General features: G+C 60.3%; 21 protein-coding genes. 17 read left to right on the top strand and 4 right to left on the bottom strand.

Translation table 11 applies throughout. The features are described 5' to 3' along the window. The first annotated feature begins 219 nt into the window (after positions 1 to 219). The 6 genes from GM909_RS12155 to GM909_RS12130 all read left to right on the top strand — a co-directional run bounded on the left by GM909_RS12155 (position 220) and on the right by GM909_RS12130 (position 6,786). Entirely contained in the window at positions 220 to 1,155 is a 936-nt protein-coding gene (locus GM909_RS12155) for a DUF2493 domain-containing protein (protein WP_157016659.1), read from the top strand. A 164-nt stretch (positions 1,156 to 1,319) separates the two neighbouring features. Next, positions 1,320 to 1,736, top strand: a complete 417-nt coding sequence (locus tag GM909_RS12150; RefSeq protein WP_157016658.1) for a hypothetical protein — start codon at positions 1,320 to 1,322, stop codon at positions 1,734 to 1,736. Positions 1,737 to 2,432: 696 nt separating this feature from the next. Then, on the top strand, positions 2,433 to 2,834 hold the full coding sequence (locus GM909_RS12145) for a single-stranded DNA-binding protein (protein WP_157016657.1): 402 nt from the start codon (positions 2,433 to 2,435) through the stop codon (positions 2,832 to 2,834). Positions 2,835 to 3,335: 501 nt separating this feature from the next. Continuing rightward, a complete protein-coding gene (locus GM909_RS12140) occupies positions 3,336 to 4,385 on the top strand; it encodes an SIR2 family protein (protein WP_157016656.1) in 1,050 nt (349 codons plus the stop codon). Continuing rightward, entirely contained in the window at positions 4,375 to 6,195 is a 1,821-nt protein-coding gene (locus GM909_RS12135; RefSeq protein WP_157016655.1) for an ATP-binding protein, read from the top strand. Before GM909_RS12140 ends, GM909_RS12135 begins: the two co-directional genes overlap by 11 nt. Before the next feature lie 360 nt (positions 6,196 to 6,555). Continuing rightward, positions 6,556 to 6,786 carry a hypothetical protein gene (locus GM909_RS12130; protein WP_157016654.1) on the top strand — a complete coding sequence of 77 codons (231 nt, stop codon included), beginning with the start codon at positions 6,556 to 6,558 and terminating at the stop codon, positions 6,784 to 6,786. Positions 6,787 to 7,144: 358 nt separating this feature from the next. Here the strand turns inward: GM909_RS12130 and GM909_RS12125 are convergent, their stop codons facing one another. Further along, positions 7,145 to 7,834, bottom strand: coding sequence for a winged helix-turn-helix transcriptional regulator (locus GM909_RS12125; protein ID WP_157016653.1), 690 nt, complete (start codon positions 7,832 to 7,834; stop codon positions 7,145 to 7,147). 133 nt (positions 7,835 to 7,967) lie between these two features. Between GM909_RS12125 and GM909_RS12120 the strand changes: the two genes are divergently transcribed. From GM909_RS12120 to GM909_RS12085, 8 genes are all read left to right on the top strand, one after another. Continuing rightward, a complete protein-coding gene (locus tag GM909_RS12120) occupies positions 7,968 to 8,804 on the top strand; it encodes a class I SAM-dependent methyltransferase (RefSeq protein WP_198174224.1) in 837 nt (278 codons plus the stop codon). Positions 8,805 to 9,310: 506 nt separating this feature from the next. After that, the gene (locus GM909_RS12115) at positions 9,311 to 9,667 is read left to right on the top strand and encodes a hypothetical protein (protein ID WP_157016651.1); all 357 of its coding nucleotides are present in this window, start codon (positions 9,311 to 9,313) and stop codon (positions 9,665 to 9,667) included. Positions 9,668 to 9,739: 72 nt separating this feature from the next. Next, a complete protein-coding gene (locus tag GM909_RS12110) occupies positions 9,740 to 11,251 on the top strand; it encodes a multicopper oxidase family protein (protein ID WP_157016650.1) in 1,512 nt (503 codons plus the stop codon). Positions 11,252 to 11,508: 257 nt separating this feature from the next. Further along, entirely contained in the window at positions 11,509 to 11,895 is a 387-nt protein-coding gene (locus GM909_RS12105) for a DUF302 domain-containing protein (RefSeq protein ID WP_157016649.1), read from the top strand. Between the two features lies 1 nt (position 11,896). Then, positions 11,897 to 12,571 (top strand): TVP38/TMEM64 family protein, encoded by a 675-nt coding sequence (locus GM909_RS12100; protein WP_157016648.1) that lies wholly within the window; start codon positions 11,897 to 11,899, stop codon positions 12,569 to 12,571. Next, a complete protein-coding gene (locus GM909_RS12095; RefSeq protein ID WP_157016647.1) occupies positions 12,568 to 13,878 on the top strand; it encodes an APC family permease in 1,311 nt (436 codons plus the stop codon). Before GM909_RS12100 ends, GM909_RS12095 begins: the two co-directional genes overlap by 4 nt. A gap of 68 nt (positions 13,879 to 13,946) precedes the next feature. After that, positions 13,947 to 16,280: a heavy metal translocating P-type ATPase gene (locus tag GM909_RS12090; RefSeq protein ID WP_157016646.1), complete on the top strand. Its 2,334-nt coding sequence runs from the start codon at positions 13,947 to 13,949 to the stop codon at positions 16,278 to 16,280. Positions 16,281 to 16,319: 39 nt separating this feature from the next. Continuing rightward, the gene (locus GM909_RS12085; protein WP_157016645.1) at positions 16,320 to 16,799 is read left to right on the top strand and encodes a DUF411 domain-containing protein; all 480 of its coding nucleotides are present in this window, start codon (positions 16,320 to 16,322) and stop codon (positions 16,797 to 16,799) included. A 405-nt stretch (positions 16,800 to 17,204) separates the two neighbouring features. Here the strand turns inward: GM909_RS12085 and GM909_RS12080 are convergent, their stop codons facing one another. Genes GM909_RS12080 through GM909_RS12070 form a run of 3 tightly spaced genes read right to left on the bottom strand, consistent with a single transcriptional unit; the run spans position 17,205 to position 20,687 of the window. Then, complete coding sequence (locus tag GM909_RS12080) at positions 17,205 to 18,770, bottom strand: LA2681 family HEPN domain-containing protein (protein ID WP_157016644.1); 1,566 nt, start codon at positions 18,768 to 18,770, stop codon at positions 17,205 to 17,207. Then, positions 18,767 to 19,390, bottom strand: a complete 624-nt coding sequence (locus GM909_RS12075; RefSeq protein ID WP_157016643.1) for a hypothetical protein — start codon at positions 19,388 to 19,390, stop codon at positions 18,767 to 18,769. The genes GM909_RS12080 and GM909_RS12075 overlap by 4 nt, the downstream gene beginning before the upstream one ends. 1 nt (position 19,391) lies before the next feature. Continuing rightward, a complete protein-coding gene (locus tag GM909_RS12070; protein ID WP_157016642.1) occupies positions 19,392 to 20,687 on the bottom strand; it encodes a restriction endonuclease in 1,296 nt (431 codons plus the stop codon). A 344-nt stretch (positions 20,688 to 21,031) separates the two neighbouring features. On the opposite strand from GM909_RS12070, the gene GM909_RS12065 reads away from it, so the two are divergent. The 3 genes from GM909_RS12065 to GM909_RS12055 all read left to right on the top strand — a co-directional run bounded on the left by GM909_RS12065 (position 21,032) and on the right by GM909_RS12055 (position 24,250). Beyond that, complete coding sequence (locus GM909_RS12065) at positions 21,032 to 22,522, top strand: gamma-glutamylcyclotransferase family protein (protein WP_157016641.1); 1,491 nt, start codon at positions 21,032 to 21,034, stop codon at positions 22,520 to 22,522. Positions 22,523 to 22,642: 120 nt separating this feature from the next. Further along, on the top strand, positions 22,643 to 23,503 hold the full coding sequence (locus tag GM909_RS12060) for a hypothetical protein (RefSeq protein ID WP_157016640.1): 861 nt from the start codon (positions 22,643 to 22,645) through the stop codon (positions 23,501 to 23,503). A gap of 15 nt (positions 23,504 to 23,518) precedes the next feature. Continuing rightward, positions 23,519 to 24,250 (top strand): hypothetical protein, encoded by a 732-nt coding sequence (locus GM909_RS12055; RefSeq protein WP_198174223.1) that lies wholly within the window; start codon positions 23,519 to 23,521, stop codon positions 24,248 to 24,250. Positions 24,251 to 24,581 lie beyond the last annotated feature (331 nt).

Below are 24,581 nucleotides of genomic sequence, written 5' to 3'. Positions count from 1 at the left end.
GAGGGCGATCGGCCCACAAACGCGCCGGGCAGGCAATGGCCGCGTCCGGCTAATTTCCGCCGGCGGCAAAGCCGCCTTTGCATCGCGAACCAAATTAGCCGGACCCGGCCATCAAGGCCCTCGCGGAAGCGCGAGGACTGCCAGCCCGTCCCGTCCGTGGGCTTTCGACGCCTGCGAAGGCCGCGATGGGCGCGGCTCTTGGACAGAAGGAAGCACCCGATGTTGCACGAAGACGACGACGCAGGTTTCGAGCCGGTCCACACCTCATCCCCCACCGATCATGTCCTCACCGAACTCCAGCTCTATGGCTGGCGCCCCTTCCACGACGAAGCCGATCCGAGGCCGCTTCCCGAAGGCAATGCCGTCGCCGTCGCCGTCGCAGACATCTTCGACGCCCTGATCGTCACGCTGGGCGACACCCGCCTCGAGCCCGACCTCGATGAGTTGCTCTGGTCGACCGTCAATCTCTTCCACCGCGCCACCGGACGCGTGGAACGCGAACTCGACGACAACGAGCAGGCGCAGCGCCGCCTCCAGCGGGAACAGGATGGCAGCGAGGTGAAGTCCGTCGAACTTGAGCGCCTCACCGCCGAGGGCCAGACCCTGATCGAGCGGCGTAACAGCATGGAGCTCTTCCGCGATCTCTCCGCCGAACAGTTCGAGCGCCACACCGGAACCCCCTGGCGTCCGCGCAGCGGATCTATGGTCAACCATCGCAATCTGACCGCCGCGATGATCGACAGCCGCGACTTCCTTGCCGCGAAGCGTCGGGCCGAAGCCGAGGTGATGCTGCCCGCAGGCCCCAAGGTCGCCGTCACCGGGGGGCTCGACTTCAACGACCATCACCTGATCTGGTCGAAGCTCGATCAGGTCCATTGCAAGCACCCCGACATGGTGCTGCTGCACGGCGGTTCGCCCAAGGGCGCCGAACTGATCGCCGCGAAATGGGCAGACAACCGCAAAGTGCAGCAAATTGCCTTCAAGCCCGACTGGACCAGGCACGGCAAGGCCGCGCCCTTCAAGCGCAATGACGCCGTGCTCGACGTCCTGCCGATCGGCGTCCTCGTCTTCCCCGGCAGGGGGATTCAGGAGAATCTCGCCGACAAGGCGCGCAAGCTCGGCATCCCGGTCATGAAGTTCGACAGCGGTGCGTAAAGCGCCGCCGCCTGGCGGCTGTTTCAGCCGCCTTTACTTGACGGAAGGCCCTGTTCTGGATCAAATAAAACATCCTTGCAGAACCGGCGAAGCAGCATAGTCGCAGGCGGAGCGTATCTTCCGGCAGCCTGTCGTGATCCTCAACCGTTCATGCGGAGGCTTCCATGACGCTGATCCTGCTTGCTATCTCTCTGACCGTCGCGCTCTGCGTGATCGCCTATAATTTTGCAATCTATGCGCTACCCTTCATGGTCGGATTGTCCGCGTTCCAGTACGTCTATGGAACGGACGCGGGTTTCCTCATGTCAGGCCTTGCCGCCATCGGCGCCGCGCTCTGCTCGATCGCCCTGGTTATTGGCGTTCTGGGCTTTGCCAAAAACCCGGCGTTGCGGCTGATCGCGCTCGCCGTCTTCGCCGTACCAGCCGTCATTGCCGGCTATGCCCTTGTCCATGGCGTCACGAAGAATTTCGTGGACTCCACGATTGCCCTGAACCTGCTCGGCAACGCCGGCGGCCTGTTCATCGGCATTGCGGCCATGCTCAATCTCAACGCGCTCGGCACGGACGTCCTCTCACGCTGACGGTGACCTGCCGCTCCCATGAAAAAATTCCGTGGCGGCTCGCACCGTCACGCCTCCGGCACTCCGTTCAGAACAGGATGATGGTCACGTCATGGACGCGCTGTTCATTCGTTCCCGGTCTGCTTTGCCTGCCAAGTCAGTCGATCACCGTGCGCCGATCCCCCCAAGCTGTGACACGATCATCACCCGCCGCATCGGTCCTCTTCGTACCATCGTGGATATGGCCGCGAGCACCTTCATCTTCCCAACCCGTCATCCCGCCGGATCGCGCCGTCGGCCAATGAGCCGGGGACAACGCCATGTGTCTGGTTCCCGATAGCCGTTCTCGTCCTGGCCCGCCTGTCCGGCTCGAGGCGTGCGGGGCCGCTGAAGGGGCAATCGCGGATGCTGCACTTGGTATGGCGAGGTTGCGGGCCTGATAAGGCGACTTGACGGCAAGAACGAAGACTCTGCTGCGTCTCCCCGTTTGTGCCCACTGAGGCACCAGTCCCTCCGACTGACTGATCCCCTAAGTCCGTTCTGTTTCCACCAGCAACCCCCGCGGCTCCGGACCGAGTTGGCGCAAGCGCCTGCCCGCACCACTCCGGGCCTTAGGGGCGAGCTGCCGGCGAACCGGCAGTTGCGGGAGTCTCCCGACGGCCTTGGCCGGGTCTCGTCGGAGGGGTGGTCCCTCCGAGGAAGCAACGGAGACTTACAATGCAGAACATCGTCATTCTTGCCGGCAACATCGGTCAGGCCCCCGAAACCCGCGCCACCCCGAGTGGCACCAGCATCACCCACTTCACTCTGGCCACCTCGCGCCCCCGCTACTCGGAAGGCCGAGTCCTTCGCGACGAGAACGGCTACCGGGTCCAAGACACCGAATGGCACCGCATCACCTGCTTCAACGGCCTCGGCAAGACGGTCCAGCAGTATTGCGAGAAGGGCATGAAGGTCCTGGTTCGCGGCCGCATCCACTACACGAAATGGACCGATGCTGCGGGTGTAGACCGCTACGGTTGCGAGATCATCGCCGAGACGGTGGACTTCCTGAGCCGAGCCAAGCAGACTGAAAACGAAGACGGCAAGTTCATCGACGACGATGACATCCCGTTCTGAGCAGAGTGCCGAAAGCCCGGCGGCATAAGCCGCCGGGCCTTCTTCATGTTCGCGGCCGACCGCGTCCGTCACCAGATTCACCATTCCAGCTTAGCCGACCCAAATCCGCATCCGGTTCAAGCGCGCAGATCACGCCCGTTCCACCCATCGCATAGTGAACCGGAGCGCGCGGGAAAAACGGGAACAGATTGCTAAGATTGGAAGTCATCCGGGATGATTTCGTTGAATCGTCTATGACGCGAATCGACCCCACTGCGGTCGAAGCGGAGACGCGTGCGTTTCATCCAAAACGGACATTCGGCACACGCGATTTGGGATATGTGAATTTCTGCGCGACGTCCGATGCAAGCCGGATAGGCGTGCTTGGCTCGAAGCGCTGCAGGAAGCCTACGACTGACCGGGAGACCGTATGGCACCCGTTTCACGCCCGGTCTCAAACATTCCACTCCAGATTGAGCAGCAACCGTGCTACCGTTCGGGCCAACGAGTTCGGGGGGTTGCATGGCTGATGTGTTCGAACCAGGTGATGATCACGAATCCGCCAGCGAGTTTCTTCTTCCGTACATCCAGTCGGGAAACATAAACTTTCTTCTGGGTTCAGGCGCTTCGTTTCCGGCGATGCCCACTGCCGGAAACATCGAGAAGGAGATCGATGCCTTTCTGACAAAGAAAGAGGAAATCTCGGCAAATGCAAAGTGCGTAGAGTTCATCGAAAACATTAACGCGGTGCATGCATCGATCGGCAAGGCCGGCGTGCCGGCGGACGTTTCCAAGACCTTGGAAGGGTACACCGAGTTCGTCCGCACACTGGACCGGCTGTTGTTCTCAAGAAAAAACTTGCTGCTTCCGCGTCAGGCGAACATCTTCACAACCAATTACGACATGTTCGTCGAGTGTGCGGCGTCATTGTCGCCGAGCGTAATACTGAACGATGGCTTCGACCGTACGACGGGATTGACGAACCGGTTTCCCTTTACGCCGGAGCGATATTTCGACCGCACCTACCGTTCGGGCGGTGTGTATGAACACGAGATAGAAATCCCAACGATCAACCTTATCAAGCTTCACGGGTCCCTTTCATGGCGTAGCGATAACTCCGAGGTCGTTTTCGAGGCTTCGGGCATACCGGCCCTGTCGAAAGCGGCCAAAGCAGATGCAGGCGAGGTCACCAAGTACCTTGAGCGACACTTCCTTATTCTCCCCAACATGCGGAAGTTTCATACGACCCTGATGGATAGGGTCTATTACGATCTTCTAAGACTTTATGCGAATGCGCTGGATCGCGGCAATGCGATCCTGTTCTGTTTCGGGTTCTCGTTTGCCGACGAGCATATCTTCGACATCACCCGTCGGGCTTTACGGAATCCTACCGCACAGCTGATCATTTTCGCTTTCGATCAAGCAGCGGCGACCGATTATCAGGGCAAGTTTGCCAAACAGCGAAACGCTGTCGTGATCGCGCCTCCGGCAGGAAAGGTCATAGACTTCGCGCTGCTCAACAAACTGCTTGCGTCGGTGCTACCGGAGCGGAGTGCTTCCCATGGAGCCTGACCGGCTGACCGAAGAAGCGGTCCTTCGTGTCGGCGAAGTGACGGCTGTCACGGGACGAAAAATCTTCATAACTGTTGATACAGACAAGAACCTATCCGAGCTATTTTTCGACGGTGATATCCTCCGCAACATTGCCGTTGGCAGCTATGTCGATATCCGGAAGGGATTTCTGAGCCTTATCGGAAAGGTCGAGGGCGAGAACGCGCAAGGAGACGACAGAAATGTGCGGCAGATAGCCTACAAAAGCGGGCAGCGTGTGCTTTCCGTCTCGCTGGTCGGGTTTCTCGACCGCTCCGGTACGTTCTTTGGGGGTACGAAGGAATTGCCGCTGGTCGGCAATGAAGCGTTCCTGCTTACAAAATCAAAAGTCCATCAGGTTCATAACCTAACCGGCAATAGCGGACTTGCTCTGGATATCGCGCGGTCTGAGTACGAGGGATATGACATCGCCCTTCCTGTTGACGGGCTTATGAACAGTCACATCGCGATCTTTGGGAACACCGGCAGCGGCAAAACGAACACACTTGCGACGATCTACCAGGAGTTCATCGCAAAGATGCGCGCACGCAACGCGGCTGCGTTCGCGGCTAGCAGCAAGATTATCCTTTTTGATTTCAACAACGAATATATACGGGACAATTGTCTGACTCCGCACAAGCGTGTCCTCAAGCTTACCACGCGAAATGACACAGGCGACAAAATACCAATCGGGCCGGAAGGCCTGTCGGACATCGAAATTATCAGCATTCTCTCCGATGCAACCGAGAAGACGCAGCGGCCTTTCCTGAAACGAGCGCTTGGCTTGCAGCAGCGCACCCTCGAGAAGGGCAACCCTCTCGCCTACTTTCAAGCTATCTTGCGATCACAAATAAAACAGACATTGCAGATGGCCGAAAAGGTGCGCGTTGACGCATTGTTCGACTTCTTCCGGAATGTCCTTCCCTCCACTGGCGCCGACGGGGAACCGTTCGAACTGCTTGCAGATCTGGAGTGGCACGGCAAGAGCATGACGTACATGCACAACGGGAATTATCTCGCGTCTGATCCTGACGCGATCAACGCCACTGCCGTCTACCAGCACGTCGATAATTTGCAGTTTCCAACGGACGCAATCGATCTGTTCATCGCCTTCTGCCATGTCCAGCTAGTAAGCGACGTGCTTTCGAACAGGGCCCAGAATGAGCATATCGCGCCCGCTATCAATAAACTTCGGAGCAAGCAGGCGGACATTGCGAAGGTGTTCGATACGACCCAAGCCAACCTGTTCGATCAGAACGTCGTGGTTATTGCGCTGGGTAATGTCAATCTCGAGATGAAGAAGACGATACCTCTTCTCGTTGCAAAGCAGATATACGAACAGCACAAAAAGGTTGGCGGCGACCGCACGCTTAACATCATTATCGACGAGGCGCACAACATCCTGTCGCGCGAGTCATTCCGTGAAGCTGAGAGCTGGAAGGATTACCGACTTGAGACCTTCGAGGAGATTATCAAGGAAGGGCGCAAGTTCGGCGTGTTCGTAACGATCTCCAGCCAACGGCCTAACGATATCTCTCATACCATCACCTCTCAGGCCCACAATTACTTTATCCATCGGCTGATCAATCAAAAGGATCTGCAATCGATAGCGAGTGCCGTGTCGTACATCGACAAGATCACCGAGGAGTCCATCCCCACGCTACCCACCGGAACCTGTATATTCAGCGGCATGGCGGGGCAGATGCCGTTGAAACTTGCGATCAAGCCTCTCGAAGAGGCGCTGCAGCCGAAAAGCGCAACAACCAGATTTCAGGACATCATCCCTGCCTGATCGAGTCCGATCGGATTCGAACGACTGCTGTCGTTTCGATCCATCCTCGGCGACAAGGAGGAAAATGGACCTCTCAGAGCCAGCTTTGGGCCGGAGCGGGACATGGCGACGTTCAGCAGAAGGTCCGCTTTCGACGACCGCTCCCCGCAAGTCGCCAGTCCGCACACCACCCCAATCCGGGACATTACACGAGAATGGTGGCACGCTGAAAGCGGAAATCGATTTGCGGCTATGCGGGAAGAAGCAGAACAACGACGAGGCCATGCGGTGCGCATATGCTGATGATCACTTGCGGTCCTGCGGTGGGTCCATCCGCCAATTTGTGGTAGCCGGTCAGTCTGAAGGCGAGGGAGTCAAACCGTGAGCGAGCCGACTGTAACCGAAGCGATCGACAACATTTATGCATCTCTCCAATCAGACAACGCGGACGTCGACAAACACATAGCGGCCCTTAGGCTAGCAATGGCCCGGGAGGGCGTCAAAGAAGCAGTTTTCGATCCGACTAAGCTAGCACAAAACAACCGCTCGGGACGCAAGATGATGCAGGCCTATTTTCGGCAGCGCGGTGTGAGCGTGAAATTCTCAGCCTAGTAGGGCCTCCCACAGCGTTGAGCGTTTTGCTGGGGATCCGGTGCTGCCTTTGCAAGCCTGCTAGCGCTGTGGTTTCTGGTGGAAGCGGAATCCCAAACCACCGCTCCGATGTTGCACTACATCAGTCGCGGGATGCAAATCGACCTCGACTTCCTTCTGACTTCTGATCGGGGCCGACTGCGGACGGGCGAGTTCCGAGTTCGCGACGGCGATTACCGACCTTCGAACTACTGGGACTGAGGTCACGAGCACGCCCAATACGGTCCTTCCCTTATCGTCACCAGTGGCAGAGGGTGGGACGGGAGGTCGGCATTGAAGAGATTTCGAACAACCGAAAATTGGGGCGCAATGCCAGGCGCTAGCGCGTGTGGACGGATTTCACGCCAGTTAATGGGCTGAGGTTCAGCCAGGCGGTCAGACGCCGTCTTGCCGCAGATGTACCGATCGCCTCCAGCCGCTCACTTGCGAGGGCCTCTTTGAGCGGCAGATCACCTCTAACGATGCGGATCATATCCGGCAGCGTGCAACTCAGGTAAAGATCGACTTCAAATCCCGGATCATCGAGGCAGAGCTCGCAATGCCCATCCTGATTGACAAACCACCATATGTTCTGTCCGGCGGGCAGATCGGTGAAAGCAAGGCGGACCACGGCGGGATACTTGCCGAAGGCGTTGGCTTTAGCGCGTCTTTCGATCGACCACAGAAGCAGGCCAAGATTCATCTCGTTGTCAGCCAGATCGCGCCGAGTCCAGCGTTGGCCCCAAACGCCGAGCGTATCGATGAGTGGAATGAACTCGCGCCCGGCCTCCGTCAGATGATAGGTCCAGCCCCTGCGGTTCGCCTGCGGCCGCCGTTCCACCACCCCTTCTGCCTCAAGCTGCTTCAGCCGCCGCGACAGAAGCGTCGGTGACATCAGCGGCACACCGCGCTGCAATTCAGAAAAACGGGTCGAGCCCCAGGCCAAGTCGCGAATGATGAGCGGGGTCCATCGTTCACAAAACAATTCAGCTGCTTTGGCCACGGGGCAAAATTGCGCGTAACGCTTCATCGCTGTCCCTCCCGGAGCTGACGTGGCACATCTTCGTCGCCCGCCAAACTACAATTTGTGGAGTTTCCAACCAAGCATGCCGAGTTCACGGTGCGCATATCGACCTTCGCAAGCACGTTTCAGGGAGATAGTGATGAAACACAATCTGGAAGACGCTGTCACGGCCCACTACGGCAGACGAGGGCTGCTAGAAGCCATCCTGGCAGGACTTGAAGCGGCGGGAGGAGACTCGGCCCGCCCCGCGCCGGAGCAACTTGCTCCGGTGGACGAGTTTCATACGGCCGGCCGGATCACAACACTTAAGGCGCTCGGCATGATGCCCATCGTGGCCGGCATGCACGTGCTCGACGCCGGCTGCGGCATCGGTGGGACGGTGCGGGTGCTGGCAAGGGAGCACGGCTGCCGCGTTACTGGCATTGACCTCACGCCCGAATATATTGAGGTGGCTGAGACATTGACCGCGCGGATGAATCTCGACGGAGCCTGTACATTTCATGCAGGCAGCGTGCTCGCAATGCCCTTTGCCGCCGGCGCGTTCGATGCCGCCGTTACGTTCCATGTTGCCATGAACATTTCCGATCGGGCGGGCTTCTACGACGAGCTTGCCCGCGTGTTGCGACCCGGCGCGCCGCTGTGCGTGTTCGACGTTATGAAAGGGCCGGCACCAGGCATGGTCTATCCCGTGCCCTGGGCGGAAATGGAGACGACGAGCTTTCTCAAAACACCAGCCGAGACACGGGATCTCCTTGCGGCGGCGGGGTTCAAAATTCACAGGGAGGAAAGCCAGCGTGCTTTCGCCATCTCGTTCTTCCGTGAGGCCTTTGCCAAGGCGGCAAAGGCAGGAGGCCCGCCACCGCTCGGACTGCATTTGCTGACCGGGCGGAATTCGCCTGAGAAGTTCGCCAACTATCTCCAGGCACTTGAGGCCGAGCAAATCGACCCGGTGATCATGGTTGCGAACCGGCTTTGAATTGAAGCGCGCAGGAACAGCGGAAGCCGGTTGACGACTGAAAGGCGCACAAGAAGGCCTCAATGAACGGCTGCGCAATATTGGAAAAAGTCGCGGTGGGGTCGACAGTGCCGATTGGACCAGTGTCGCTTATTTCGGCGACCACAACCTGCAGCATGGTCAACCCCGAAGTCTGCTTCCGGGTGGAGGCAAAGTTTGCCCCTATGGCCGACATGAGGGCGCGAAGCAGTTATCTGCGGGTCCGGCTGCGGAAGTAGCGTTTAGGTCAGCTCGGCCGAGGAGGATGATGTCGCTCTGGCGTGCTCCAGCGTAGGAGATACAACGTTAGGGTATCGAGTCTAGGGACCGATACCGCCAATCCCCACACCTACCGGATATACGCTACAGGCTCCGACTATTCTCTCGGCTTTTCGCAGCATAAATGTACACTCCGCTGACCACGGCCGGCAGTCACCAGTGGCTCGATCCAATGGACATTGTCGTGACCAGAGCCTATCTACTAAGAGATGATCGATCGCTTCGTCACCATGTTTGCCTTGCTCGCGATCGCTGTGGTCACAACGATGACTCCGGCGCATACCGTGCGCATGAGTGCCGGGCAGGATCATGTAGTTCATGTCAGCGAGATGATGCACGTCACCGATGACAGCGAACGCTCCTGTGCTGACCAGCTTCATTGCGGCACCGCCGACACCGGCATGTGCGGGTTCGTCTGCGCCGGTTTCACGGCCTTCCTGCCGTTTCCGAGCGCGAAAACCGGACAAGAGTACGTGCCTTCCCGACATGACTTCCCGCCCGAGGCAAGCCACGTCGGCCATGCGCCAGGACTGAACGAACGACCTCCCAAGTTCCGTCTCCTCTGATCGCGCCCGGGCCGACGCCCGCGGCGTCCCATCGGCATTGATGAACGGGACGGATCTCCCGAGGAGACGACCATGAACACCCTTTCGCGACGCGGCTTTCTCGCCGCAAGTGCTGCCGCCATTGGCGCTGCACACATGCCCCGTCTTGCCTTCGCGCAGACCGTGGCCCCAATCAGCCTCATCGCTGCAACCCGGACGCTCGACATTAACGGGCGCGCGGCCACGGTCTTCGGTCTTGCCGGTCCCGGCGGTCAGGGACTTGTCCTCGAGCCCGGCCAGAAGTTCCGTGTCGATCTGACCAACGATCTCGACGTGGGCACGATAATCCACTGGCACGGCCAGATTCCACCAAATGCGCAGGATGGTGTGCCGGACATGCCGATGCCGCTACTCGCGGCGGGCGAGACCCGATCCTACGATTTCGAGGCGCGGCCGGGCACACACTGGATGCACAGCCACGTACCTACCCAGGAAATGCAGCTGCTGGCCGCGCCGCTGATCGTGCGCTCGCAAGAGGATATCCTCGCCGACCGGCAGGAGGTCGTGATGTTCCTGCATGACTTCTCCTTCAGGGCCCCCGAGGAAGTGTTGGCGGAGATCAGCGGGGGTCATGTCGGCGATGGCGCCGGTCCCTCTGCGCAGCCCGAGCAAGGCGCGCCCATGGGAGGCGTGGGGGCGATGCAGGGCATGAATCATGGCGCCATGGGCGGCATGCCGATGGGCAACATGTCCGGTATGGGCGGGATGATGGGCGGCATGGCCATGGACCTGAACGATTATGACTGGGACGCCTATCTCGCCAACGACCGGACCCTGTCGGACCCGGAGGTGGTGCAGGTCGAGCGTGGCGGGCGCATCCGGCTTCGGGTCATCAATGCCGCCGCGGCAACGGTGTTCTGGATCGAAACCGGTGGAGCAGAGGCGCGACTTGTCGCGGTGGACGGGCACGCCGTCCAGCCTGTCCCGGGCACGCGGTTCGGGCTGGCGATGGGCCAGCGGCTGGACATCGAGATCGACCTGCCGAACGAAAGCGGCTCCTGGCCGGTCCTCGCCCTGCGCGAAGGCGCGCGGGAGCGCACCGGCCTGATCCTTGCCTCGCGGGGTGCCGAGGTCCGGCGCCTGGATGCCATGGCGGAGTCCGAAGCCCCCGCTTTCGACACCGATTTTGCGCAGGAGGCGCGCCTCATTGCGCTGGATGCCCTGCCGGATCGACCTGTGGACCGCAGCCATGTTCTGATGCTGGGCGGCTCGATGCAGCCCTATGTCTGGACGATCAATGGGGCGATCTGGGGCCAGCACCAGCCGATCATCGCGCGCAGCGGCAAGCGGGTCGTGCTGTCGTTCCACAACATGTCGATGATGGCCCACCCGATGCATCTGCACGGGCATGTGTTCCAGGTCGTCGGGCTGAACGGGCGGCGCGTCGCCGGGGCTCTGCGCGACACGGTTCACGTGCCGCCGATGTCGATGGTCGATGTCGCCCTCGACGCCGGCGAGGCTGCGCGCTGGATGCTGCATTGCCATCACATGCCGCACCTTGCGATCGGCATGATGACCGAGTTCGCGGTCACGGCATCAGCCTGACCCGGGTGGGGCGTCCGGACAGGGCGCCCCGACGTCCCGGTACCGATCCTATGCTGTCCTGCCCCATGTTGTCGTGAGGGCCGGTCAAAAGGCGCACCCTACGGGTGAAAATCAGGAGGATGAGATGATGAACTGGAACGACATGGGCTCCGGAATGGGGTTCGGCTGGCTCTTCGGCCTGCTGATCCTCGCGCTGGTGGTTTTGGCCATAGCGGCGCTGATCAAATACCTTCGAAAATAAGTGAAAGGACCTCTCAATGGCTTACACAATCAATCGCATGATCCCGGACACCGGTATCGACGATGTCGATGAGCGCGCGCGAGCAGCTCTGGCGGACCATGGCTTCGGTGTCCTGACCGAGATCGACGTCAAAGCGACGATGAAGAAGAAGCTCGATGTCGAGATGCCGGCCTATCGCATCCTTGGCGCCTGCAATCCGAAGATGGCGCATCAGGCGATCGGGATCGAACCTCGGGTGGGCGCGATGCTGCCCTGCAACGTGATCCTGCGCGAGGTCGAGGGCGGCGTCGAGGTCAGCGCCATCGACCCGGTGGCGTCGATGCAGGCGATCGAGAACGCCGATTTGACGGCACTCGCGGGCGATGTACGCGAACTTCTGGCGAAGGCCGTCGCGGCGATCTGAGATGAGCCTGCGCACCGCCATTCTCGCGGGGCTGGCGATCCTCGGGATCGGGTTGCTCGGTGCGTGGCTGTTCGCGCCGTCGGTGTTCGCCGATGCGCGCGGCGTGCCGAACCGTGAGGCGCTCGAACTGCTTGTCGCGCGCGCGGGTCTCTGGGGGCCGGTCCTGATCGTCACGCTCATGACCATCGCGGTCGTAGCCAGCCCGATCCCGAGCGCGCCCATCGCGTTGGCCGCCGGGGCGGCCTACGGACATCTGTGGGGGACGGTGCAGGTCGTGATCGGCGCGGAACTCGGCGCGCTCATCGCGTTCGGCCTCGCGCGGGTTCTGGGGCACGACGTCTTGCGGCGCGTATTCGGTGACCGTGTCGATGCCGGGCTGCTCGGGTCGCAGACCGCGTTGACGGCGACGGTCTTTGCCAGCCGCCTGATGCCCTTCGTATCCTTCGACATGATCAGCTATGCGGCCGGACTCAGCCGTCTGCACGCCTGGCGGTTCGCCGTCGCGACACTGGTCGGCATTGTCCCGGCAAGCTTCCTGCTCGCCCATTTCGGCGGGGAAGCGGTGAGCGGAGACCTCGGCCGGGCGACTTGGGCAGTTCTCGGCCTCGGCCTTGTGACGGGCTTGCCGCTGCTCTGGGTGGCGATGCGGAGAAGGCCGGAAAAGGAAAATTCATGACGAAAAGCGATTACGAGAGGAACAGCATTACCCTTCCTGGCGCGCTGGCCATGGGAACGGGTGTGATGATCGGCGCGGGCATCTTCGCCTTGACCGGACAGATCGCCGAGCTTGCCGGGCCGCTCTTCCCGCTCTCGTTCGTCGTGGGCGCCATCGTGACTGCGTTCAGCGCCTATACCTACATCAAGATGTCGAACGCCTATCCCTCTGCGGGCGGCATCGGGATGATCCTGAAGAAAGCATACGGGCCGACGACGGTCGCGGCGGGCGCCGCTCTTCTGATGGCACTGTCGATGGTCATCAACGAAAGCCTCGTCGCGCGCACGTTCGGCACCTACACGCTGCGGGCATTTGGCGGCGATCCGGACAGCGTGCTGGTGCCAATCCTCGGCGTCGGGCTGATCGTCCTCGCCTGGCTCGTGAACGTCTCGGGCAGCCGGTCGGTCGGGCTGTTGTCCATCGTCATGGCTGTTCTCAAGGTGGGCGGCATCGCGCTGTTCGGGGCGGCCGGTCTGTGGGCCAGCGGCATCTCGTTCGAGGCGTCGGTCGGAGATTCTAGCGCAAGCGGGTTCGTCGCGTCGCTCGCGCTGTCCATCCTCGCCTTCAAGGGGTTCACGACCATCACCAACAGCGGCGCCGAGGTCACCGACCCGCACCGCAATGTGGGCCGGGCCATCGTCCTGTCCATCGCCATCTGCGTCGTCGTCTATCTGCTGGTCGCCTTCGCCGTCGGCTCCAGCCTGCCGCTCGACCGCATCGTGGCGGCGAAGGACTATGCGCTGGCTGAAGCGGCCCAGCCCGCCCTCGGGCAGATCGGCTTCTACCTGACGGTGGCGCTGGCGCTGGTGGCCACTGCCTCGGGTTTGATCGCCAGCGTGTTCGCGGTCTCGCGGATGCTGGCGATGCTGACGGACATGAAGATGATCCCGCACAGCCATTTCGGGATGCCGGGCACTATCAAGGACCACACGCTCGTCTACACAGTCGTGATCGCGGGCTTCCTGACGGTCTTCTTCGACCTCAGCCGCATCGCCTCGCTCGGGGCCTTCTTCTATCTGGTGATGGACATGATCATCCACTTCGGCGTGTTCCGGCATCTGCGCGAGGAAATCGGCGCTCGGGGTTGGGTGTTGCTGACGGCCATCGCCCTCGATGCCGTGGTGCTGGCCGCCTTCGCCGCGATGAAGTGGCAATCCGACCCCCTCATCGTCGTCCTTGGCGCGATCGGCATGGCGCTGGTGTTTCTGTTCGTCCGGGTGTTCCTGGCGCGCAATCCGGTCCGGGAAGGCGCTCACGACCATCAATAAAATTGGGCTTGAGCTTCCAACGAGTGGAAGCCGCAAGCTGAAACAAGTGATCGAAAGGCTGGCAGACCATGGAGCACGATCATCATCACGCAACGCCAGACATCCCGGCGGGGACCGAGAGGGCGAAGGATCCGGTCTGCGGGATGACGGTCGCGGTCAAGCCGGACGGACGTCACGCCGAGTTCCAGGACGAAACCTTCCATTTCTGCTCGGAGAAGTGCCAGACGAAGTTCAAGGCGGATCCGTGGTTCTACGCTTCGGGCCGGGCCGCCGGGCAGAAGAAGGCTGTTCCGGCCAACGTCCAGTACACCTGTCCGATGCATCCCGAGATCGTTCGCGATACGCCGGGGTCCTGCCCGATCTGCGGCATGGCTCTCGAGCCGATGCTGCCCTCGGACGAGCCCAGCGAGGAATTGACCGACTTCACCCGCCGAATGTGGATCTCGGCTGCCGCGGCGGTGCCGCTCATCATCCTGACGATGGGCGAACTGGTGGCGCTGCCGGTGCGCGACTGGATCGGGCACCAGACGGCCAGCTATCTGGAATTCGTGCTCGCCACGCCGATCATCCTCTGGGCGGCGCTGCCATTCTTCCGGCGCGGCTGGGACTCGATTGTGAACCGCAGCCCAAACATGTGGACCCTGATCAGCATCGGCGTTGCGGCGGCCTACCTTTACTCGATCGTCGCCACCTTTCTGCCGGGCGTGTTTCCGGAACAGTACCGGATGGGTCATGGCGTCGGCACCTATTTCGAGGCGGCGGTGGTGATCGTGGCGCTGGTCTTCGTGGGCCAGGTCCTCGAGCTGCGCGCCCGCGAACGCACCGGCGACGCGATCCGCGCGCTTCTGGACCTCGCGCCCAAGACCGCGCGACGGATCCTGCCGGACGGCACCGAATACGACGCGCCGCTCGAGAACATCATGGAGGGCGACCGTCTGCGCGTGCGCCCGGGCGATGCGGTCCCTGTCGACGGGACGGTTATCGAAGGGCGATCCTCGCTCGATGAAAGCATGCTGACCGGCGAGTCGATGCCGGTCGAAAAAGGTCCGGGCGATGCGGTAACCGGGGCCACGATCAACAAGAACGGCTCCCTCGTGATCGAGGCGGGCAAGGTCGGGTCTGATACCGTGCTGGCGCAGATCGTAGCGATGGTGTCGAACGCGCGGCGGTCCCGCGCGCCGATCCAGGGTCTGGCCGACCGGGTGTCGGCGGTGTTCGTACCAACCGTTGTGGTCATCGCAATCGTCGCTTTCGTCGTCTGGTTGGTCTTCGGCCCGGAACCCGCGCTTGTCTTCGCCATCGCCTCGGCTGTGTCGGTGTTGATCATCGCCTGTCCCTGTGCGCTCGGTCTCGCGACGCCGATATCCATCACCACGGCGGCAGGGCGCGGGGCGCAGGCGGGTGTGCTGATTAAGGACGCCGAGGCGCTGGAACGCATGGCCAGCGTCGATACGCTGATCGTCGACAAGACCGGCACCCTGACGATGGGCAAGCCGAAACTGACGGATACGGTCGCGCTCGGAGATCTGACCGAGACGGACCTGCTGTCGCTGGCCGCGGCGCTGGAGCGCGGCTCGGAACACCCGCTCGCCGAGGCCATCGTCGAGGGAGCCGAGGCGCAGGGCGCTCCGCGTCAGGAGGCTGCGGATTTCGATGCCGTCACCGGCAAGGGCGTGCGTGGCAAGGTCGGCGAACGCGCGGTGGCGCTCGGCAATGCGGCGATGATGCAGGAAATGGGGCTTGAAACCGGTGAGGCTGAAGCCAAGGCCGATGCTCTGCGCGCCGAAGGCAAGACGGCCATGTTCATAGCCGTCGATGACGCGCTTGTCGGAATCGTGGCTGTGGCCGACCCGATCAAGGACTCGACGGCTCAGGCAATTCGCGAACTGCACGCGCAGGGACTACGGGTGATCATGGCGACGGGCGACAACGAACGCACGGCGCAGGCGGTGGCGGGCAAGCTCGGGATAGACGAAGTGCGGGCGAGCATCCTGCCCGAGGCCAAGAAGGACCTGATCGACCAGTTGCGCCGCGACGGCCACAAGATCGCCATGGCGGGCGACGGGGTGAACGATGCGCCCGCGCTGGCCGCTGCCGATGTCGGCATCGCCATGGGCACCGGGGCCGATGTTGCGATGGAAAGCGCAGGCATGACCCTGCTGGGCGGTGACCTGATGGGCATCGTGCGGGCGCGCAAGCTCGCCCGTGCCACCTTGCGCAACATCAAGCAGAACCTGTTCTTCGCCTTCGCCTACAACGCGCTTGGCGTGCCTATCGCGGCCGGGCTGCTCTACCCCGTTACCGGCCTTCTGCTTTCGCCGATGATCGCGGCGGCGGCGATGAGCCTGTCCTCCGTCTCGGTGATCACCAACGCCTTGCGGCTCAGACGGGTCGATCTCTGACCTGCCAGTCCACGCATACAATCTCGAAAGGAAAATCAGATGATCCAAGACAGTTTCTCCCGCCGCACGCTACTGATCGGTGGAGCTGCACTGCTGGCTGCATCGCCCTTGGGGGCGCTGGCGCAAGGCGCCGGACCGGCGATTCATGTGATGAAGGATCCGAATTGTGGCTGCTGCTCGGCCTGGATCGAGATCCTCGAGAACGACGGCTTTGCCGTCACGACTGAGCCGAGCGCCGGGGCGGTTCTTATGCGCTACAAGCTGGACAGCGGCATCCCGCAGGAGATGGCTTCCTGCCATACTGCGCGGGTCGAGGGCTACATGATCGAGGGTCACGTCCCTGTGGCCGACATTCGCCGTCTGCTGGATGAGCGCCCCGACGTGGTTGGCCTCGCGGTGCCCGGCATGCCCTACGGATCGCCCGGCATGGGGCCGGAGAACGAGCGCGAGGCATACGACGTGTTCCTGATCCGTCGGAATGGCAGCACGGACGTCTTCTCCCACTACGCCGCCGCTTGATGACGGGCCGGCGAAACAGTGCCCCGGGGGCGCGGCAGTGGCGCTAAAGACAGCGGCAACTGAAATAACCTTCCGTCGCAGACGCTTGTTTCGCATCTGCGACGGGTTGGAATGGTCAGTTGCCGAGATGCCTCCCATCAAAAGGGAATCCCCTTTATGAGCATGTGACCTAGCTGTCGGGCGCCCCAAGGTATCGAGTCTAAGGACCGCTACCGCCAATCCCCACACCTACCGGAAATACGCTATAGCCTCCGATTGTTCTCGCGGACATTGGCAGCCTAGCTGCGCGGACGAGATCGACCGCTTCGGGGCCGAATCCGGACAGGCAGGTTTCAGGCAACAATGGCGGAAAGCTACCATTCAAGTGGAGCAACACTCGATGACGTTGCGTCTCGTCTGGTCAGCTTATTCCTTGCGGCCTCTGATGTAATCGTGGTCCGGCACCTCAGAAGATAAGACCAAGGCACCCTGTGCGTTGTCTTTGTGGCGCTCAGAGAAAATAATAAAATCGACGAAATAAAAGAGTGCTGCTCTTGCAAGCCTCAACGAGGCCAGCGTCAGCTGTTCAAACTGCTCAAGATTATTGTGGTCGATGGCCGACAACTTCGATGAATGGTCGCGTCCCATGTCATGAAGCACAGTAAATCGATGGGTAGACGAGTTCCTGAATTGTTTCTGGGCGCCCATGAAGCCGTCGCCCAGGTTTTCATGCCTTGAGACATCCTGGAAGATGTTGAAGAGTGCGATCAGCGGTTGATTGCCGCCAATCAGTTCGGCCTCAACTGGCCCCGACAAGAGGAACCCCTTTCCCTTTTCCTGCTTGCCCCAGATATTGATGAAGGATGTCTTCTGCGCCTGCGGAAGCTTCAAATAGCAGGCTATGGCGACAGAAATTTTATCGAGGATATCGAATGCAATGCGCTGTGCCGTTGTCAGCGCCGAGTACCTGACCCCGTAAACGGCATAGTCCAGAGTGTCCGCGTGAGATGTGGTTTCGAAGTACGGCGTACCGGCGTCGTCCTCGCGAACTTCGAAGAAAACCTGTCTGGCAAAGGCAAAATCTGCCTTCATGACGTTCATCATGGCAAAAATTTCAGGGACGCCTGACTCATCTAGCAAGCTTGTGTGGACATGGGGAATAGTCAAAAGATCGAAACGTCCGGACGAAAATTCCTCCGTGCTGCAATGCAGGGACAGTGCGATATTGTTGCGGCGAACAAACGAGAAGTACGGGATATCTACGGGTTTCGCAGGCACTTCATCGAATGTCAGTGCCTGCTCCACCGCCTTTTGTACCTCAGGCAGTGCGGACGCCCCGGCAAATTGCTCGAAGACGTCGTAGTTCTTTGAAATGACCGACGCCAGGTATCGAACGCGCTGGCACAAGGCATCGACATGGCAATAGGACCTGTAAGTTTCTTCCTTTTGGAAGAAAAGATTCGCCAGCGACATCAAGCGCCGCATCTCCTGGTATGCCGCTACCGCGTTTGTCGGCAGGATACGCTGTGCGTGTTGAAAGCAATCAAGAGCCTCAACCCACCGATGCGTTTCCAGGAACAAAATCCCGATATTTGTGAGCATTCGAGATTGAGTCGCCAGTGACGCCGAAGTGTCATTCATCACCGCCCCAAAATGGACGCGGGCTCGAAAACGATCATCGGCGACTTGCCCGCGAAAGGACATTTCGGACTCGACAGAATGCCGCGCGCGAAGCTGTAGGCCGTTGGCCAAATTGTATGCGATATCGGGACTGAAAGCGATCTCCGCCGATAGGGCTTCAAGGATATCAACGCCGCGACTGACCGACGCGAGATCGCCAAGAGCATCTCCGCAATCGATTAGGATGATTGCAGCGGTGGCCCTGCCGTTCGGCGTCTCGTCCAGCTCGTCCACCCGGCGGAGCGCTTCTGCCGGACTTTTGTCCCGCAACTCCTGAAGTTCTCTGGTGAGGCTATCGCTACGTTCCGTCACGAGCAGATGTGATCCATCTTCTGTCTATACTTCTTCCGTAGGCCCGTGTTTGCCGGATCGTTCAGCGCGGCGAGATAGTCGTCGAATGCCTTGGTCAGTTCCTGGTGCAGAAGGCTGCGATTTATTTCGATCCGTCCATCATCGTGGAAGACAAAAAGCTCGCCCCGCCTTCTCACGACAATACGGTCAGTCGATCCAGTATGATGGAGGGCGCAGCGGCCTTGCTCAAATACACTAGCTGCTAGTTTCCCTGCATCTTTGTCGGCGGGCACGCATGCGGTGAAGGCCGGCCAGCTCGTCAGAAATGCCTGGAAGAGCGCTTTGCTTTGGCCGTTATGATTGGTCAGCCCGCGTCGAAATCCCTGGATAGTCTCGATCAACAGAAAATCGATGGCGAGTACTGCAAAACCGTTTGTGCCGCGCCCCTTGCCATTATCTGAATCGATTAACAGCTGCGCCGGTTCGATAAAGCGGGACCGGATGCGCGCGTCGAGAATTGAAATGGCTGCAGCCCAGTCCTCCGGCGAGGAATTTTGTTCGTCCAGGGTGAGACAGGTCCAGTCAGCTACTCTGTAACCGGGCGCGACCTCAAAATTATCCGGTAGTGTAGACGACCCCATATTATCCGGCTCGTGCCTGACGTCTCGCAGCGTCAGCCTCCCTTTTCTCCGCGGCCTGAGCTTTGCGGTACGCTGCGACCCGCTTGAGGATGGCTAGCAGTTCGCCAAAATGCTGTACGCTCGGCTCTACATCGAATAGCGGACAGCCGTGCTCTTTATCGACGGCGAAACCCACCTGGCACGGCGCATCGTGCCTTTCGAGACGCAGGTGTTTTTCGGGCTCTTCAACCTCTTCCCTGCCGGCAGCTTCAAGGCGCTGCCAGTATTCGTCTATCTCATCCTTATCTTCCGTCAGTGTCATGCGGCTGAATGCGCTCACTCGCGTGCAGTCCGCGCTGCAGACATCCTGCATCTCCGATAGGAGTTGATCGGCGATCGGCATCAGCAGATAGGCTTGAACATCCTCCGGAAACTTGTCCTGTTCGCCGCGCGTGATGGAGTCGATCACCAGCTCTGCGACGCTCTCAGCAGGTAGTTGGTCGATTGCGCATAATATCAAATAGGCAAAGGCCCGAATGATTGGCGTCTGCTCCACGCCGGCCTTAGAGGCGCGCATCATCAGGTAGGGTACATTCACCAGACCTATATGCAGCACTTGGACAAGAGAGGCCGCATCAAGAATAGCACCCCAGGGCCGACGTGTGATGCTGCCATTGGCGAACTCGTTTGCGACAAGCGCGAATCCGCCAAGCGGCGTGAGCTCGGTCTCCGCGCGAGCCTTCCAAAGCTTCTTCAAGGTGGGAGAGGACACAAACTCGAGCTTGTTCCAGAACCGCGATTCGAGCGCCTGAAACTGTCCATCAAGGCTGAGTGCTTCGGAAAATAGCCGCAAGACAACATCGGGATGGCGCGATAACAGCCGTTCCAGATGGCTGCTGTCCCACAGCTTGACCTTCGGCCTGGGATTCTTCTTCTGCCATTCCTTTACCCAGTCGCGCGTGGGATTGGAGAACTGGGTATTGGTCGCGATGACCACATAGTCGAGGTCGCCTCTGGCCTGCGCATTGATAACCGCGCTTTTTACCTCGTCCGGTTCAACAGTTCCACTCCGCCCTTTGCATTCCACCCACCAGACCTGCGGCTCCATTTCCTGGTCTGCCGTCGGAGTGTAGAAATGTGCTTCAAGGTCGCGGCCGCCATCCGATGCGCCGCCGCCGCTCCCGCCCGTGCGCCACTCGAGGTCCTTGGCGCCCATTGCGTCTAAGAGCCAATACAGGCCTTCCTCCAAATCCCGGCCCTTCAATTCCGGAAATGGGATTGAGGCAGGGAGTATCCATTCTTTTTCTTCGTCGCTCATACGGCCCAAGATTACTATCGCTTTAAGAAAATTCCCATCTGTTTATTACCGTCGGCATGCTCTGTGCCCACCAAGAAAGGTGTTTCCGGCTGTCCCAGCATTGCCGGCCGGGCAAATCTCGCCCGGGTTCGATCGAACCGCCACTTCACCTGCGGTTCTGCGGGGTTTGCGGCCTACGAAATTGCGCGCAACCTGCTGGGATTGAAAACGCAAGTGAGCTCGAAGCGGACATCCAGCGCGTAGCCGCACAGGATTTTGAAACCTCGGTGACATCAATCTACTATCGAGGCTTTCGCGGGCCCCTATAGTGAGGTGGCGCGACGCCCCCACCCCAGGAACCGATCATGTTGAGAGCTACCGAAGAGGAGATCGAGGAAGTCCGGGAATACTTTAAATGGCAGGCGCCCGACCTCGAAGTGACCTTCATGCAGAAGGTCTACTCGGAGGCCGTCCTGAACACCCGCCACGACGTGTGGGATATCCACACCAACAAGGATCGCTGGTGGGTCATCACGGGTGGCACAAACCTCTATTCTCAGGAGCAGTTCCCCAATATGGACCTTGCTCTGACCTTCCATATTGGCCTGATCCTCCGCATCCCGCGTACGGAAGAGCAGCAGAAAGACGATCTACGCATCATCCCGTTCGGTCCCGTCTTCGAGAAGATCGATGAAGCCGGCACCGCCGTAACACAGGCGCACAACCTCGCGGGCTATCAGGCCGTCGGCGTCCGCTGCCGGGAAACGCTACTCGAACTGATCGGCGTCGCGCAGGGCGCGGCAACGTGGACCGACGCACCGCCGCAGCGCGCAAACTTTCGCGCGTGGGCGGAGATCATCTGCAACGATCTTCTACCGGGCGACACCAACAAGGAGCGTCGCGGGGCGCTCAAGGGTGCGCTTGAGTCAGCATGGACCTTCTCCAATTGGCTGACGCATTCAAAGTCGGCCACCTGGATTGATGCCGACATGGCGCACTCGTTGACCCAACACGCCATCGGTATGGCGACGTCATTGATCCTTCGTGCGCTGCGCGGTGTGCCTGTGGAGTGCCCGAAATGCGGCTCGCCACACCTCGAGCCCGAACAGGGCGAAAACACCGCGGCACCCGGAGTCCTTTGGGAAAGACCGCGGTGCGCCGACTGCGGATGGACCGGCAGGCCGATTCCAATCGTCGACCTCGACGATGGGCAGCCCATCATCACACGCGAGGGCGAAGAAACCGACGAGTGCAGCATAATGACGGTACCGCTGCGCACAATCCTCAAGCCGGGCGATCCCACAATAGCGGCGCTGAAGAACACAGAGACCGGGCCACCGGAGCCAGTCGTCTATTTTGCATATGGGTCCAACATGTCAACCGCCCGGCTGCGCGAACGCATGCCGAGCTGCAAGCCGCTCGGCATCGCGACCTTGCCGGGTCATTCGCTCCGTTTTCACAAGCGCAGCGTAGACAACTCCGGGAAATGCAATGCATATCCCAGTGGCAACGACGATAGCGTGCTCGGAGTCCTGTTCAGCTTCGATCCTGTCGAGCGAGCGGAGCTAGATAAGGCTGAAGGCGTCGGAAGCGGCTACGAGCACGCGATGGTCACGGTCATCAACGACAAAGGTCGCAGGCGTAAAGTCCTCGTCTATCTCGCCACCCCCGACAATATCGACGACAGCCTCAAACCCTATGGTTGGTACAAGGACTTTGTCCTTGCAGGTGGCAGGGAACACGGCCTGCCGCCGGAGTATATTGCCGAACACATCGAGTCGGTTGAGGCGATCGAAGATCCCAACAAAGCACGGGACAAAAAGCATCGGGCCATGCTCGGAAGTCCTGGGCGGTGAGGCTACGGCGGCGGCGCGAACTGTCGGTCCAGACTGCTCAGCCGATTCCTCACTGGAGACACTTATAGCCTTGTGAAAGAATTCGTTCCGGAGTCACTGGCCGAATTCATAGAGTAGATCATGAGCACAATTACATATCTTGCCGCTTGGCGACCTATTTCAGCAAGAATTCACGGCCTCGAAAGAGCGTCTGCGGTGCATGCTGGTTTCCTTGCTGTCAATAGCGGCTCGCCCTACGGGGCGGACAAGACGCTCCAAAAGCACTGTGAGGACATTCGCACGAGCATTGAGCAGTTTCGGGAGGCATTCCGCGACTCGCTCCCGGCGGCGGCCAATGCCGCGATCGAGCGGTTCATGGAAGATGGCGGAAAGCAGATACGCGAAAACAACGCAGGCGACGCCAAGCTGGTTCGCACGATCATCGTGAAGCTCGTCGCATTCGAGGCCGAACTGAGCTTTTGCCTCGATAGCCAAACGGAGCGGGTCCGGTCGGCAGCGGAACTCGCATTCATGCATCTTCAGAGGTTGATTGTCGTTGACCAAGACTACCGCGCGAAATGGCGAAAGGCTTTTGAGAAGCATGAGACGCACTGCGAAAGACTCGGTGCGCTGCATCTCCTTTGGCACGGCATTTGGGCATTCAAAGTCGACGCAAACGGCGGTAAGACGGATCTCGTCTATCAAGAACCTCCGCAGATCGGCAGCGCGCCCGTAGCTCTGGGAATGGTACTGACGGAATGGAAGAGAGGCATCGGGAATCCGGATACCGAATATGTGGCCGCCAAAGAGCAAGCTGCCCTGTATTCGGGCGGGGTACTGGCTGGAGTGGAGTTGGAGAGTCAGCGGTACCTGGTAGTAGTAACCAAGAAGCAGATTGTGCCTCCGGGAGACTTGATTGAAGGCACCGTGACGTACCGGCATATCAATATCGCCGTCGAACCGGAAGCGCCCTCGACCGCTGCCAGAAGACTCGCGAAGTAGCGGCGTGAGGCAGAGATGAAGATAGGCAAACGGACCCGGCTTTCGCTATGCCAGTTCCTTCCGCTGTTGGGGCGGCAGCGGGTCGTGCTCGTCCTTGAAAAATACGACATTCCGGCCGATGAAATATCGGGAAGCTGGCACAATCCCCTGTGGGAAGAGGCCTTGATGTACGCGGTTCTTGGGGCATCCGATGCCCAGGTCACCGAGATCCTGCAGGAACTCGTGCGGACCGGCGGAGCGATCCGGTCGCAGATCAGCCCGAGATACCGGTACGACGAGCTTTGGGCCGACCTGGAGCTGTGCCTTCAGCTCGACAATATCGTCCAGGGCAAAGACGAGTATGGCCGGGAGCAGAATTTCTTCGTTCCGGCCGAACCTGCGATCGACGGCGTGCAGCCAGTCGATGACGACCTCACAAGCGAGTTGAAACGCTCAGAGCTTCAGGGAGTAGATGCCATCCTCAGCATGATCGAGGAATCGGCGAACGGGTTCAAGGCCGGAAATAAGAACGCCTGCCTGAATGCCGCGCGGGTTGCGCTTGAAACCCTCGCGCGGACCATCGCGGTGGGGCGGCTTGCTGCGCATCCGGGCAGTTTCGCCGAAGACAAGTGGGGTCAGGTCGTCGCTTACCTGCGCACGTCGGGTTTCATCGACAAGAACGAGGAAGAGGGCCTGACCGGCGTCTACAGCTTCATCAGCCCCGGATCGCACGTGCCGCTCGGCATGTCCGACTTGGCCGGACGCTAGCATTCTCGTGCTGCTACTTCCTCATCAAGGCGTCGAATGCCGCAAGCGGGTAGCGGTGTCCTTGAACAAAAAGGGCGCGTACCCCCCGTTTGTCTCAAAACTAACCGGCGTATGAAGGTGTCCCCGGATGCAGATCGGTGACCGCGGTGTACGCAATCGAGATGTCCGACTTCGTCGCGGAGAGTGTCCGCTTTCAGGATGCCGCGGGGCTGATTGCTACGGCTGACATGGGCGCGCAATTCCTGCTCGGCAGCTTGGGGGCCGGAAAGTTGACCGTCGGGTTTCGGGTCCCTGGACTCGAAAGCTGCTATCTATGAAGCCAGAGGAAGTC

This window comes from Mesorhizobium xinjiangense (assembly GCF_009749525.1).
Taxonomy (GTDB): domain Bacteria; phylum Pseudomonadota; class Alphaproteobacteria; order Rhizobiales; family Rhizobiaceae; genus Mangrovimarina; species Mangrovimarina xinjiangensis.
The sequence above is the reverse complement of the archived record's forward strand: the minus strand, read 5'-3'. Positions and strand labels throughout refer to the sequence as shown.

Excerpts from the sequence above, each read along its gene's own strand:
- GM909_RS12150 (WP_157016658.1), top strand. The coding sequence starts at position 1,320 with ATGACGCTGATCCTGCTTGCTATCTCTCTGACCGTCGCGCTCTGCGTG.
- GM909_RS12140 (WP_157016656.1), top strand. The coding sequence starts at position 3,336 with ATGGCTGATGTGTTCGAACCAGGTGATGATCACGAATCCGCCAGCGAG.
- GM909_RS12115 (WP_157016651.1), top strand. The coding sequence starts at position 9,311 with ATGATCGATCGCTTCGTCACCATGTTTGCCTTGCTCGCGATCGCTGTG.
- GM909_RS12055 (WP_198174223.1), top strand. The coding sequence starts at position 23,519 with ATGAAGATAGGCAAACGGACCCGGCTTTCGCTATGCCAGTTCCTTCCG.
- GM909_RS12110 (WP_157016650.1), top strand. The coding sequence starts at position 9,740 with ATGAACACCCTTTCGCGACGCGGCTTTCTCGCCGCAAGTGCTGCCGCC.
- GM909_RS12100 (WP_157016648.1), top strand. The coding sequence starts at position 11,897 with ATGAGCCTGCGCACCGCCATTCTCGCGGGGCTGGCGATCCTCGGGATC.
- GM909_RS12135 (WP_157016655.1), top strand. The coding sequence starts at position 4,375 with ATGGAGCCTGACCGGCTGACCGAAGAAGCGGTCCTTCGTGTCGGCGAA.
- GM909_RS12145 (WP_157016657.1), top strand. The coding sequence starts at position 2,433 with ATGCAGAACATCGTCATTCTTGCCGGCAACATCGGTCAGGCCCCCGAA.
- GM909_RS12090 (WP_157016646.1), top strand. The coding sequence starts at position 13,947 with ATGGAGCACGATCATCATCACGCAACGCCAGACATCCCGGCGGGGACC.
- GM909_RS12075 (WP_157016643.1), bottom strand. The coding sequence starts at position 19,390 with ATGGGGTCGTCTACACTACCGGATAATTTTGAGGTCGCGCCCGGTTAC.
- GM909_RS12065 (WP_157016641.1), top strand. The coding sequence starts at position 21,032 with ATGTTGAGAGCTACCGAAGAGGAGATCGAGGAAGTCCGGGAATACTTT.
- GM909_RS12060 (WP_157016640.1), top strand. The coding sequence starts at position 22,643 with ATGAGCACAATTACATATCTTGCCGCTTGGCGACCTATTTCAGCAAGA.
- GM909_RS12125 (WP_157016653.1), bottom strand. The coding sequence starts at position 7,834 with ATGAAGCGTTACGCGCAATTTTGCCCCGTGGCCAAAGCAGCTGAATTG.
- GM909_RS12070 (WP_157016642.1), bottom strand. The coding sequence starts at position 20,687 with ATGAGCGACGAAGAAAAAGAATGGATACTCCCTGCCTCAATCCCATTT.
- GM909_RS12155 (WP_157016659.1), top strand. The coding sequence starts at position 220 with ATGTTGCACGAAGACGACGACGCAGGTTTCGAGCCGGTCCACACCTCA.
- GM909_RS12095 (WP_157016647.1), top strand. The coding sequence starts at position 12,568 with ATGACGAAAAGCGATTACGAGAGGAACAGCATTACCCTTCCTGGCGCG.
- GM909_RS12085 (WP_157016645.1), top strand. The coding sequence starts at position 16,320 with ATGATCCAAGACAGTTTCTCCCGCCGCACGCTACTGATCGGTGGAGCT.
- GM909_RS12105 (WP_157016649.1), top strand. The coding sequence starts at position 11,509 with ATGGCTTACACAATCAATCGCATGATCCCGGACACCGGTATCGACGAT.
- GM909_RS12120 (WP_198174224.1), top strand. The coding sequence starts at position 7,968 with ATGAAACACAATCTGGAAGACGCTGTCACGGCCCACTACGGCAGACGA.